11 protein-coding genes are annotated in these 14172 nt (G+C 40.3%); all 11 read right to left on the bottom strand.

Annotation, left to right across the window (positions count from 1 at the left end):
* Window positions 1–41: 41 nt before the first annotated feature.
* The gene (locus DW000_RS09180) at window positions 42–2024 is read right to left on the bottom strand and encodes a TonB-dependent receptor (protein ID WP_021147525.1); all 1983 of its coding nucleotides are present in this window, start codon (window positions 2022–2024) and stop codon (window positions 42–44) included.
* A gap of 143 nt (window positions 2025–2167) precedes the next feature.
* The gene (locus tag DW000_RS09175; RefSeq protein WP_120056149.1) at window positions 2168–4111 is read right to left on the bottom strand and encodes a TonB-dependent receptor; all 1944 of its coding nucleotides are present in this window, start codon (window positions 4109–4111) and stop codon (window positions 2168–2170) included.
* 18 nt (window positions 4112–4129) lie between these two features.
* Window positions 4130–4891 (bottom strand): ABC transporter ATP-binding protein, encoded by a 762-nt coding sequence (locus tag DW000_RS09170; protein WP_120056147.1) that lies wholly within the window; start codon window positions 4889–4891, stop codon window positions 4130–4132.
* The gene (locus DW000_RS09165; protein ID WP_105086779.1) at window positions 4891–5937 is read right to left on the bottom strand and encodes an iron ABC transporter permease; all 1047 of its coding nucleotides are present in this window, start codon (window positions 5935–5937) and stop codon (window positions 4891–4893) included. The genes DW000_RS09170 and DW000_RS09165 overlap by 1 nt, the downstream gene beginning before the upstream one ends.
* 12 nt (window positions 5938–5949) lie before the next feature.
* Window positions 5950–6972 carry an ABC transporter substrate-binding protein gene (locus DW000_RS09160; RefSeq protein ID WP_120056145.1) on the bottom strand — a complete coding sequence of 341 codons (1023 nt, stop codon included), beginning with the start codon at window positions 6970–6972 and terminating at the stop codon, window positions 5950–5952.
* Complete coding sequence (locus DW000_RS09155) at window positions 6972–9422, bottom strand: TonB-dependent receptor (protein ID WP_120056143.1); 2451 nt, start codon at window positions 9420–9422, stop codon at window positions 6972–6974. Before DW000_RS09155 ends, DW000_RS09160 begins: the two co-directional genes overlap by 1 nt.
* A 130-nt stretch (window positions 9423–9552) precedes the next feature.
* A complete protein-coding gene (locus DW000_RS09150) occupies window positions 9553–10302 on the bottom strand; it encodes a TonB family protein (RefSeq protein ID WP_187002532.1) in 750 nt (249 codons plus the stop codon).
* Window positions 10303–10306: 4 nt separating this feature from the next.
* Window positions 10307–10711 (bottom strand): biopolymer transporter ExbD, encoded by a 405-nt coding sequence (locus DW000_RS09145; RefSeq protein WP_105086776.1) that lies wholly within the window; start codon window positions 10709–10711, stop codon window positions 10307–10309.
* Window positions 10708–11319 carry a MotA/TolQ/ExbB proton channel family protein gene (locus DW000_RS09140; protein WP_120056141.1) on the bottom strand — a complete coding sequence of 204 codons (612 nt, stop codon included), beginning with the start codon at window positions 11317–11319 and terminating at the stop codon, window positions 10708–10710. The genes DW000_RS09145 and DW000_RS09140 overlap by 4 nt, the downstream gene beginning before the upstream one ends.
* Before the next feature lie 639 nt (window positions 11320–11958).
* Entirely contained in the window at window positions 11959–13131 is a 1173-nt protein-coding gene (locus DW000_RS09135) for a M48 family metallopeptidase (RefSeq protein WP_120056139.1), read from the bottom strand.
* 184 nt (window positions 13132–13315) lie between these two features.
* On the bottom strand, window positions 13316–13687 hold the full coding sequence (locus tag DW000_RS09130; RefSeq protein ID WP_120056137.1) for a CGGC domain-containing protein: 372 nt from the start codon (window positions 13685–13687) through the stop codon (window positions 13316–13318).
* Between the last annotated feature and the right edge of the window lie 485 nt (window positions 13688–14172).

Below are 14172 nucleotides of genomic sequence, written 5' to 3'. Positions count from 1 at the left end.
TGATACTCCTTGTATAGTTCTAATTAGTGATTACATAAAGACTAGAATTTTTGAGTATAGCTGAGTTGGTAATTAAATGGTTCATCCCAGTATTCCCAGTCGCCGTTGGAAATAACATTATGACGGTTTAACAAGTTACGTGCATCTAGCCGCAAGGATGAGTTTTCATTGAACTGATAGCCTACGTATGCATTCCAAGCTATAAGATTTGGGTTTGTACCGCCATCACGGTTCTTCATCCGTTTTGTTACAAAGTTGATGCTAGTACCTGCAGTCCAGGTTGAGCTATTATAATGGATACCCCCTGTAAATTGCAATTTAGGGTTAGCTTGTTTCCAATAGGTCTTATCGATTTCTCGTTGTTTTGGATTAGAATACGATGCACCCACAGTCATTTTTAAGTGATCTGTTAATTTACGACCATATTGGGCTTCGATACCGACATTTCTATAGCGACCACCATTTACGCGAATCGTGTTTTTACCATTGCTATCCGGTTTCCAAGAGAAGAAGTTTTTAAAGTCCATATAGAAGAGCGCTACTTTCCAGCTATCTTTGTTAGTAATGTGTTTATAGCCTAATTCGTAATTCCACCCTTCTTCAGGTTTCAAATTACGTCCACTAACAGAGGCATAGCCTTTATTAATTTTCTTGAAAGTATCGCTTAAGTTCGGCATTCTAAAGGCTTTACCAACATTTATGTACATGGATGATTCCTTGTTAATACGATGTTGTAATTGGAACTGAGGAATTAATACGCGTTGATTTTTCACAGGGTCTTTAATATCCGAATAACGCAAGCCTAAAATACTAGTCCATTTAGGATTGATTTGATAGGAGTATGTACCATAAATGGCATAACTATTGCGATGTGGATTTCCATAGTATGGACCAGATGTAGTGCGATATGTTTCTCGTTTACCAAGTACACCTGCAATGAAATAGTCCTTGCCACCGCGGAAGTCCCATTCATGTTGCACATCGAAACCATATTGTCGAGCAATATAGTTGTTATCACTCAACGTATATGTCTTTTTGCTATGTATGCGACTTTTACCATACAAATCTCTATCATTGTAGAAGATTGTACCTGTAGTATTGCCATCTTTATAAACTAAAGACGCATTATTTTTAGTATCTTTATAAGCATATGTTGTAGAGTGAAGCTTTTGCTTAATAGGATTCGTTTCTGTACTCAACTGTCCAAAAGAAGAATTACCTTCAAAACGACTAAAGTTCAAAGTCAACTTATCATTTAATTTACCGCTCATAAATACACCTAAGGAATTCCCTTTGTTACGAGCTGTATAATATTCATAGCCTCTAGCATAAGCACCGATATCGGAGCGGATAGGGGTTTCTGGATCTTGAGCACCAAAGAAGTTACGTTCCACACCAATTAAGAAGCGAGGCGTGCCATAGTTAATTTTATAAGTTTGGCGACCCATATTACCAAAACCTACCGTAGCAGAGCCCCCTTCTTTACTTGGAGTCTTAGTAATTACATTGATAACACCACTCATAGCATCAGCGCCATATAAAGCAGAGGCTGCACCTTTTAATACTTCAATGCGTTCAATAGAGCTAGTCGGAATAGAACTAAGGCCGCCCTTGCCATTGAGGTTCATCGGTACCCCATTCATGAGAATCAAGGATCCCCGTTCAAGGCCACGGATATTCACACGGCTATCCATAGCCCCATATTCAAGACCGGATGCACCATAGGAAAAAGACGTAATGCCTGGTACCATATTAACTGCATCAAATGCATTTTTAGCACCGCTATTAGCTAAGTCCTTTTGAGTAATAACATCCATCGCAGCCGGCGTATCTAAATCTAAAAGAGCCATGCGATTTGCTGTTACATTAATAGTATGGATTTCAGATACTCCATTAGTTTCACTCGATGCAGCTATAGTAGGAGTCTTATCAGCACTTACCTCTGCTGCATATCCATTCACAGACAATCCTATCAATGCTAAACCCACAAGTATAGATATACGATGCTTAATTTGTTGTCTCATACCAAATGCCTCACTTAACACATATATACATTCACACAATTATATAAACTACATATTTGTATTATTACACATTTATTTGGCCCGCACAAAACCCATACCCCTACCGCTACTGCATTCTCGGGGGATTGTATCGTTAATACATATTAAAATTTTTGTGTATAACTTAATTCATAATTGAATGGTGCATCCCAGTATTCATAATCTCCATTGGATACCACATTATGACGATTCAAAAGATTGCGTGCATCGAGGCGTAATGTAGCATCTTTGTTAAAGTGATACCCAACGTAAGCATTCCAAAGAGCAATGTTAGGATTCAAGCCACCATCACGATTGCGCAAACGTTTGGTAACAAAGCTAAAGGATGTACCAGCTTCCCAGGTTGGGCTTTTATAATGAATGCCGGTTGTAAACTGTAACTTAGGAGCCGCTTGTTTCCAATAGGTTTCATTCATTTCCTTTTGTTTTGGATTAGAATAAGAACCACTTACACTCATTTTGAGTCGATCTGACAAATGTCTACTATACTCAGCTTCAATCCCAACATTGTGGAATTTACCACCGTTTACGCGAATGGTTGGGCGACCATTTACATCAGGTTGCCATTGGAAGAAGTTCTTGAAGTCCATATAGAACACGTCCACCTTCCAGCTATCCTTCTTATTAAGACGTTTATAACCTAATTCATAGTTCCAACCCTCTTCAGGCTTAAGATTTTTACCACTTACTGCTGTGTATTGGCGGTTCACGCTACGGAATGAATCACTCAAGCTAGGCATCGTGTAAGCTTTCCCTATATTTAAGTACATGGAGGAAGCTTTATTGATGGTGTGCAACAATTGGAACTGAGGCGTTAACACATATTGGTCCTTAATAGGATCACTAATGGCTGTATAACGCAATCCCAAAATGGCAGTCCATTTGGGATTGATTTCACGAGAATAGCTACTGTACACCGCATAGGTGTTACGATGAGGCCGTGTATACACAGGGGCCTGTGTGGCACGATAGGTTTCTTGCTTACCTGTAACACCGGCAATCAAATAATCCTTACCGCCTCTAAAGTCCCATTCATGTTGTACATCTATACCATATTGACGAGCTACATAACTGGTTTCGGTCGGCTTGAACTGTTTAGCACTATGAACACGGCTTTCACCACGCATAGTACGGTCATTATAAAACAATGTTCCCGTCGTATTATCATCCTTATAAATCAAAGATGCATTATTACGGTCATCCTTGTAATGATATGTCGTAGAATGACGAGCCTGTCTCACAGGATTTCTTTCTGTACTAATCAAACCAAAGGAGGAACGGCTTTCAGCGCGATTATAATTTAATGTTATTTTATCTGAAAGTTTACCGCTCATGAACACGCCTAAGGAGTTACCTTTATTGCGCGTAGTGTAGTAATCATATCCCTTGCGGCCTGTATAGTCATACCGCACCGGTGTAGATGGATCTTGAGTCCCCCAGTATTTTCTATCGATACCAACGAGGAATCGATCAGTACCATAAGAAATATCAAATCTCTTGGAGCCTCGATTACCTACAGCTACCGTAGCAGAACCGCCCTCTTTTGACGGCGTTTTTGTAATAATATTTATAACGCCACCTAAAGCTTCTGCGCCATATAAGGTAGAGGCCGCCCCCTTTACAACTTCGATGCGCTCAATGGCACTGGTAGGTATAGAGCCAATTCCGCTCTTACCATTTAAGTTCATAGGTACACCGTTTACAAGGACAAGTGCACCGCGATCGAGGCCACGAATATTCGTACGGCTATCCATGCCACCAAAATCTGCGCCAGACGCACTAAAGGAGTTAATGGTTACACCCGGTACATTAGCGACCGCATCAAAAACCGTCTTAGCACCGCTATTTTGTATATCCTCTTGGGTAATAACAGAAGTCGATACTGGTGTATCTAAATCTAATAACGATGTACGATTAGCAGTAACATTTATGGTAACTTCTTCCTCATTATTGTTCATTGTTACATCTGCAGCATAACTATTAATTGACATAGTAGTTAATGCCATAAGCACTGCTACATAGACTTGTTTATTCATTCGTTTCATCATCCACGCCTCTTTTTTCAATTATTCCATATTATATATAATATTTAATCGTCCATTTGGTAATGTTTGTACCGCGGCGGACACGCCGTAGATGTGTCGGATGGTCTCCTCTGTCAATACTTCGTGAGGGGTCCCTGTACACACTACGGCGCCATCTTTTAACGCAATGAGACGATCACAATAGATGGCTGCTAGATTCAAATCATGAATAGCAGATACTACGGTTGCATCGAGGCGCTTCACAATCGTCATCAGTTCCAGCTGATACTTAATATCTAAGTGGTTTGTCGGCTCGTCTAGCACTAGGCATTCTGTGCGTTGTGCCAAGGCTCTTGCCAAAATAACCCGTTGTTGCTCGCCACCAGATAAGGTATTAAAACTGCGACTTTCAAAATCACTAAGTCCTACTTGAGCCAATGCATGTCGCGCGATTTCATAGTCATCAATTTGATCTCTATCGAGCAACCCTTTATAAGGGGAACGGCCCATGAGAACCATTTCAAGGACGGAAAAATCAAAATTAACCGTACTATGCTGTGCCACTACAGCCATTTTTAAGGCTGTATCACGATGGCTTAAAGAACTCATTTCAGTGCCATCAAAGAAAATCTTGCCATTGTTAGGTTGAAGCACGCGGTATAAACATTTTAAAAACGTACTTTTACCGCTACCATTAGGCCCAATAATACCAACAAATTCCTTATTTCGTATATCTAGGGAAATATCCTGAAGAATCTTTTTAGAACCAAATGAGACTTGGATATTATCTGTTTGAATATTCATTATTCCCCTCCAAATCCGTAGTTCTTACGCACCAACATGTATACAAAGGTTGGTGCCCCAATGAGAGAAATGAGAATGCCGATTGGCAATTCTGCGTGAGGAATAATGCATCGGCACAAGCCATCAGCGATGACGAGGAAAATACTGCCCCCTAATGCGCTGAACGGAATCAAGGTCCAGTGATTTGTACCAATGGTCATCCGCACAAGGTGAGGAATTAAGAGGCCTACGAAGCCAATCATACCCGCCGCGTACACCACAAAGCCAATGATAAGAGAGCTAATAATCAAGTAAACTTGTCGATATCTATGCAAATCGCGACCTAAGGTAATAGCCACCTCATCACCGAGGAGCATCATGTTTAAAATTCTGCTTTGAGACCAGAAGAAAATAATGCTCACGAGGACAACGACGGCAATAAAGGGCAACATATCCCATTTAGCACCCGCAAAGCTACCCATCAACCAGTATGTAATGGTTTGGATGCCTTCCTTATCGTCCGCTAAATAGACCACAAAACTAGAGAAGGAGCTACATACGGCGCTTAACGCCAAGCCCCCTAAAATCAATTTCACCGAGTTTGGTCGGCCCCCTAAATTTGAGATAAACAACACGCCAAAGGAAATCGCCATGGCCCCAATAAAAGCCATAACACCGACGAAGTTCTCACCGAACATAACGCCTACACCAAATAAAATAGCTACCGTAGCACCGAGAGATGCGCCAGAGGAAATCCCCAAGATATAAGGATCTGCCAGTGGATTCTTAACGATGGCCTGCATGATAACGCCAGATACCGCAAGGCCTGCCCCAATAATGGCAGCCATCAACAACCGTGGCATACGCAATAACCATATAATAGTCTGCTCTGGACCATTCATAGGATCATCGATAGCCAATGGGCTAGAAAATTGATCTATGACAATATTGAAAATTTGAGAAAGTGAAAACTGTACTGTACCAACAGAAAGTCCCCATAGAATGGCTACTGCTAGCACCCCTATGAGGACAAATCCGCCAGCAGTATATCCAATACGTTGTAGCATACTGCTCCTTTATTAATGAATTAAATCAGGTACCCCTTCTGGATATAGATTAGGGTACAACCCATGCGATACGATGTCGATACCATCGGATAAACGAATACCAGGACTATATACAGCAAGCAATGGCAAGAAATGAACGCGCTTATTGCGCAACGCATTTACCCCTTGTAAACCTGGCTGCGTTAATACATAATTCATAATCACATCTGCTTGGCTATATTCGCCGTCAGATACGATCAAGAAAATTACATCTGGATTCTGCTCCACCACGTCCTCCATACTAATGGACGGCGTTTCTGTGTCAATTACATCGGCGTGCAAGGAATCCCCTATATTACCGGCTAATGTCTTATGTCCATACAATCGAAAATGCTTGCCTTCCACCTCGATAAACAATGCCTTTGGTGGCTTTTCGTTAGCCGTTTGAGCTACCGTGTATGCCACAGATTGTTGCATCTCTTGAATGAGACGCTCTGCTTCCATGTTGCGATTAAAAATACGCCCCAAATCTCGAATATATTTATACTCCATATCCATGGTGAGCGCCGATTGAGCACCTAATGAGGACTCTGCAATATATACATTCGCTTGTCTCGCCTGCCAAAATGTAGGTGTTTGTAACATTTTATTTGTGAAAGTAGACTTCCAACCTACCAACAAATCAGGCTTCATCATCAATACGCTTTCTAAATTGGCATATTTCAGATCCTTGTATGGAATTGTATCGTATGCCGCACGGTATTCTGGTCGCACGTATTTGCGATCTGGAATCCCCATGCCCGCTACGATACGATCCCCTTCACCAAGGGCAATGATGGTTTCTATGGAGTTTTGCCACATCGCCACCACACGCTCGGGCACTGCCGTATAGGTACTTTCAAAAGGTTCACCTCGACGTACAAAGGATTCAATTGTCACTGGTGGCTGCAATTCGATATGTGCTGGTGTAGACTGATGGTCCTCAACAGTTACCTGCTGAGGACCACAACCTACACATATTAATAGACATAGTATTAATACGCTGAATCTAATCATTAGAATTTATATTTCGCCCCAATCATGAAGGAACGTGCTGGCATAGCCGCACTACCACGACCATTATAAGCGCTATAGCTTGTTTCATAAGCGCGGTTAAGAACGTTATTGACCACGATGTACGCAGTTAAATCTTTTGTTACATCATAGTTAAGGTTCCAGTCCACGATGAGGAAGCGTCTATGAGTGAATGCATAGTCACTGTTGCCAGTGTACCAGTTAATCAACAAACCAGAATATAGACGCTTGTTATCATAGGAAATGTTCAATGCATAGTGGTTTTGCGGACGCAAACTGTTAATAGCCACGTTGATATCATCGCTATTGCTATAGCCCCAGTTTGGATCAAGAACCCAACCACCTTTAGATAACCATTTATCTTTCATATGAGAATAAGACGCACTCATTGTTACATGTTCATTTAATCTGTGGTCTACTGTAATATTGAAAGATTGTTTGTTTTCTTTTGCATTAACTGCTGTTTTTTCAAAGTCGCCGGTTCTATTGTTCAAAATTGGCAATGTAGCGATGGCATTTTTCATACGCGTGTAATCATAATGAACTGCTACAGTAGTATTATTACCTTTACCAAACGTATGTAATAGGCCCCATGTGAAAGCATCACCTTTTTCATCATCTAATGGTGTATTAAATACCCCATCAACTGAACTGTAGTCGCCAGTTTTAAGCGGTCTCAAGATGCGAGTCCAACCAGCGTACATGCTAGTTTTTTTGTTGAACTTAACTTGACCATGCAAGCTAGGTGTCAAGGCACTTACACTACCTTTACCTTGGGAGTCACCGCTGCCACTACCTTGAATGCTGCTGTAATGTACATAACGTAATGCTGGTGTTAACTCCACATTGTTACCAATGTAGATTTTATCTTGTAAGTACGCATATAACGTATCACGGCGAATATCAGAGGATACTACATTACCAGCACTTTTAATAGATCGAGAATTCAACTTAGAACGGCTGTAGTCGATATTAGCGATAATATCGTGCTTATCAAGTTGACGAGTCCATTGAAGTTCAGCACCAGTTTTGCTTTCCTTATACCAACTAGTTGGACTACCAGCCATACCGCCAGTCTCTGCAATCCATTGGCGCAATGCATCACGACGGTCTGGGAATGGAGCCAAGTTAGCATCAACCCAAGCATTAAATTGCTCTACAGTTGCGCCATTAGGGAATGCCTTCGCATAGGCTTCACGAGCTTCTGCTTTTGTACCACGATACCAGGAGAATTTATCGCGACCTTCATAACGATGATCTAAACGATACAATCTTACAAAGCTTTCCATGTGGCCTTGGCGATCAAAAGTAAATTTTAAGTCTGTATCCAAGTTTTTAAACTTACTATAAGAACCATAATGACCGTCTAAAGCGAATAAATTATGGTAGCCAGGATTTCTAGAATCGCCGTACAAAGTTGGCGCATACCCTTTAGGGTTATTTGGTGTTATATATTTAGGATCTGTAATCAATTTATTGTTCGCATCAAATTGACCAATAGTAGCATTGGAAATGATACGACGCCAATCGTCTTGGTTCCAGTATTTACGACTAGGCGTAGAAATTGGATATCCATCGCGACCTTTTTTGAAGTTCATAGAAAACTGTAAGCTTTGTTTCTTATTGAACTCATGGTCAATACGCGCATTAAAGCCTTCTTCTTTCCACTTAGAACCAGTAAGTGTAGCTACTTCACCAGTATCACCATCTTTGTATTTTGAGTCTTGAGACATAGTGCGAGTAGCTGTTACAAAGTAACCAGTAGACGCATTCTTACCTGCCGCACCTTGTACAGTCAAGTTATAGCTATGCTTATTCCAGCTGCCTGTGGCCAAATCAACGGATCCACTGAAATTGCCTTTACCACGGCGTGTAATGATATTGATTACACCACCTGTAGCGTCAGAACCATATTGAGAAGCACCAGGGCCTTTGATAACTTCGATTTTATCAATAGCATCCATATTGGTTACTTCATCGATATTAACACCCGTAGATTTAGATCCTCTTTCAGAGCTATCACCTAAACGACCAGATGTAATATTATCTACACGACGACCATCCACCAAAACTACAACGCGAGAGTCACCATTGATAGATACACCATTATTGTAGAATTGATAGCCATACTCACCACCACGGTAACCAGGATTTTGGAATGTAACACCTGGAACGCGTTTAATCGCTTCAGTTACATCGCGATAATGACGTTTTTCAATCTCTTCACGAGTGATAACCTTTACATCACCACCAGTACGGTAATAAGATTGCTCAGTAATAGTATTACCATACTCATCCTTAGCCGCATCGGCTTTCACCGAAACATTATGAACCTCATAGCCTTTGAAGTTCTCATCATACGCATATGCTTGATACGTACCTAACGCTAACGTTGCTACGATAGCAGCAGATAAAATACGACGACTCGTCATAAACCCTCCACACACAATAAAAACACGATAAAAATAATATTAAAACTAATCCTCTAACAAATGCGTTTCTTGTATTTTCTGAATTACAACTACACACAAACATAATTCATACATTATCAGCTATAGAAGATTAATTATAACCATAATCTACATTAACCACAATCGTAACTGGCTCACCTGTTGTATTCTCTATACCTCCAGAGCTCTCTACGAGGCTAGCAGCAGCATTATCGAGAATGCTAGAGCCACTACTACCGATCATATTCGCACCAGCAAAGTTGCCATCGGCATCAAAAGTGATTTCAAAGGAAACTCGTCCACTGAGTCCACGGCGCACCGCCTGTTGCGGCATCACTTTATTACTCTCAACGCGAGCGATATAACCTGAACTATCGTAAGAGCCCCCACGACGTTCTACATCGCCAGGACCTGGATCACCACCTTTAGATCCAGTACCTTCATCACCAAGCCCACCATTACCAGCATTACCACCACCAGGGCCTGGTACATTGCCACTTCCTGGATTACCAACAGGATTATCAGTATTACCATTCAAATTGACTGATGCCGTCTCATTGCCACCTAAGTAAGGATTCAGATTTTTTAAGCCTTCTGTAGGCTTTCCCGATAAATCAGGCAACACACTTCCTGCTTTACCGCCCCCTGCGACGGGTTTGTCGTCAGGATGAATCTTTAGTTTCTCAGGCTCTTTCTTCTCTTGAGAAAGTTCTTGCTGCCCCATATCGAGGTTGATAACCAGATCCTTATGCGGTGTTTCTGGCGGTTTTAAATGGCCGAACCAATTCCCTACAACCCCCCAGTACGCAATATTGATAACCAATGCAGCTACGAAAGGAATTCCATATCGTTTGTCTACCATAGAATCACTTCCGTTCTGTAGCTACGCTAACAAACCGAGCACCACTAATTTTAAGATTATCTAAAATATTGATAACATCCTTATACGCAATATCCTCAGAGGCACGTACAATAAATGCCTGTTGAGGTTCTTTTGCAACAATATCTTGAATTTCATTGCCCAGTTGATCAGGGACAATCTCACGTTCATTAAGATACATCTTATGTGTAGCTGTTAATGAAATTGTGATAGGCTCAATCGTCTTAGCAGAAGAAGATGAAGCCTTCGGTAAGTTAAGAGGAATTTGTTCCTCTGTATTCATGTACAACGTACTCATCATGAAAAATACGAGCAAGAAGAAAACGATATCAATCATAGGTATAATCATGATGGTAGGTTCTTTTTGTATGCCTACTGAACTACGTTTCATCGTTGACTCCTAATATATAAATCTATAATAGAACCTAATTTTTGCTCTAACTTTGCAATATCAGAATTTACTTTATCTGTACACCAACTATGGATGGCTAATGCTACGATAGCTACTGAAAGCCCCGTTGCAGTGGCAACCAACGCTTCAGATACGCCGCCTGTAATAACAGTAGGTGCACCAAGATCGCCTCCAACGGCTGCGAAGGATCGAATCATACCAACAACAGTTCCCAAAAGTCCAAGTAATGGAGCCATTGTTACCATCATGCTAAGCCAGTTAAGACCACGTTTTAAACGTTCATCCATGTAACCTACCACATCATGTAAACGGTTCTCTAAACCTTCTGCACTATATACAGACTCCACGATAGGAGACACGAATCTACTCAATGCGTCATCACTATTTTTTATAGAATTTTCTAGAGTAGACCAATTATTACTATTACGACCTGCATCAATGCTATCGGACAACTGTTGTAACTCATGATTGATGTTTCTGTACGTACGAATACGTTCAAATAAAATAGTACATGCTGCTAACATGAATAGTACAAGTGGATACATAACGAAACCACCTGCATTAAATAGGTGAATTGTATACTCCATCATAGCCTCCATATAATGTATAAAATTACGTATTATTTAACAAAAAAATGGTCATCTATATTATTAGATTAACCACCAACATTGACATTATCCTATAAAGCATGTATAAGTACAATAACCCTATACCCCCTACCGTTATGGTATTTCTATAGGATTCCATTCTAACTACATATTTCATCCACCTTAAATATACATCTATCCACCATATATAGACAACACTAAGTTATCGCATAAATAATTCATAAATATTACAAGAAATATAATAAAACCTTCTATAACAACTATATTTAACAAGATAATTTCTTATATTTTATGGTACAAACCCATTACAATTCACTTTCCATTCTCAAAAGATTCTCTGTATTTTTATGAATCTATTATTGCTTTATGAATATAATTTATTTACACATGAACAATGTTCATACTCTAAGGTTATCAATATCTTTACGGTCTATTTCTTACTCGTATATCCCTCAATACATCTTATAAACTTATTAACATATAAACTTATACTCAAACTATAAAAATTACAATCCATATAAAAAGAGGACTAAGCCTTCATGGGCTCAGTCCTCTGATTATTCTGATTATAATAACATAAATCCTTAAAGCAAATTATATGCCATTTATAACTCTCATTTATTTTTTAGCTTTATCAGCTTTTACATTTTTATTTTCTTTTACCTTTTTAGGTTTTTCTTGTTTAACCTTCACTGTTTTTTTCGCATTAACAGCAGAACCTGCAGGCTTTACAAATGCATTGTTAAGATTTGTTGCCACTTGCAATGCTACGTCCGCATTTGGCGTAGAAACAATGGATTGACCAGCTACCGTTACAGTGTCACCACTATAGGATGCAGAACCTGACGTAATTTGATTGTTATGATACAATCGTGCCAATTTACCAGCCATGTAATAAGCACGCTCTTCGCCTGTGTAGCGGCCACTACCTGCTGGAGTATAGATATTATCACCGTTTACGTACACAGTGCCATTCGATACGTTTACATGATTCCCAGAATATGTGTACATACGAGAAATATTATTGTTCACTCGATCGGACAGCTTTGGATGATTGTTAGGCGCTACCACTTGTGAAAGCCCTTCACGGTAGTGTTCCCCCACTTTATTGCGTAGTACTGCCATAGAACCAGCTGCACCACCTACATTATATGGAGATTCACTTAAAATCTTAAAGCCTAACTCATCAGCGGCTTTTTCTTGACTCATCGTAAACACTTGATTAGATAAGTAGTTACCTGCCACATTAGATAAAATAGCCGCACCTTCACTACCACCAGCGGCAATGCCGACCGCTGTAGAAAGACCGATTTGCTTCTTAGCGCCATTAATAATATCTTTATGCTCGCCATGAGAGATTTCATGAGCCATTACATAGGCCAATTGATCATCATCTAGCGTATCTAGAGCACCCTTGTTAATGGACATAACGCGACCAAGTGTGGCAAACGCATTAAACTCCTCATCAGGATTCGCATATACAACGTAGGAACGCTTTACACTAGGTGTAGCCTCTAATGTCTTCATAATACGATTAACACGCTCTTGGGCTGCACTATCGTTTAAGTAACCAGTTTTCTCTTTTGTGCGTGCCAAACTCTCCTGTTGCCCCTCTGCAGAATTATCCATTTTATTTAATGCAGTAGATACGTAAGCCATAGCAATAGCACCACCAGCTAAAGATTGTACCGCAGCAGACGCAGCATTAACAGAAGCCGTTTGCATCATAGTAGGTGTCATTGTCACTGCCATAGCAATAGATAAAGTAGCCGCTGTAATTTTCTTGTTCATTCTCTCAACCTCTTAAACAATGATATAGCTATATAATAAAACAATATAGAATGTAAAAAAACGCCAGAATTTCCACACTACCTATATAATATTACTTCATGATAAATATAGAATGAATAATGGAACAATCATTCATCTATCATAAGATGGTGCAATCTATTATGGTTAATTCAAACATTGCTAACTATTGATCTGTCGTTACTGGTTTAGCTGAAAGTACTACCGCTTCTTTACCATCTTTAGAAACAGCGCCACCATGTGTATAGCCTACTACATCAAAGCCTGCCTCAGCACACTGCTCTGCGATGCTTTCATAATTTTCATTCTTACCACGCGTACATGTAGAAAGATGTACCGTAGTAACACCTTTTTTCTTAAAAGACTCAATCTTCTTAGCTAGATCCCCACCACTATGTGTGAACCCCACCAACTCAATATCCTCATCAGCATAACGCTCAAAGGAATCCGCTTTATTCATAAATGCTTTCAAACAACCGCCACAAGAACAGCGTTGCATTGTCTCCTCATTCACGAGGACCGCAATTTTTTTAGTCATAAGACCTCCTATGAAAATATAGTATTAAAACTAGTATAACATAGCTATAAGAAAAATACGTATCTCAAAGCACGTTGACTAATGCTAATTATATATAGCTATTACCTCTACAACCTTGGCTGGAGACGGCTCTAGCAGGGTTAGCTAGTCGAAGACTAGCAAAAAGAAAAAGGCCTACCTTTAGGTAGACCTTTTTCTTTTAGTCAATCAGCGAGTCCTTATGTACGGTTCTTTCCTCCAGGATACTGGGTGTTCGTCGCTGTGGATGGACTTATGTAGCTTCGCTACATGTCCATCTTACGCTCCGAACTAAGCGATGCAGTGAATCTGTCGTCGCTTTACTCCTCCATCTTCTACTGCCCTGCTCACCAGGTACCCTGGGAGGATAGGAAGCCATACATAAAAAAGACACACCCTCAGGTGTGCCTTCAATCAATCAGCGGCTTCCTATCCTCCCAGGCCGTCTCCAGCCAAGTACTTTCGGC

The organism is Veillonella sp. AF36-20BH, from assembly GCF_003602765.1.
GTDB lineage: Bacteria > Bacillota > Negativicutes > Veillonellales > Veillonellaceae > Veillonella > Veillonella hominis.
This window is presented reverse-complemented; position numbering and strand designations above follow the sequence as displayed.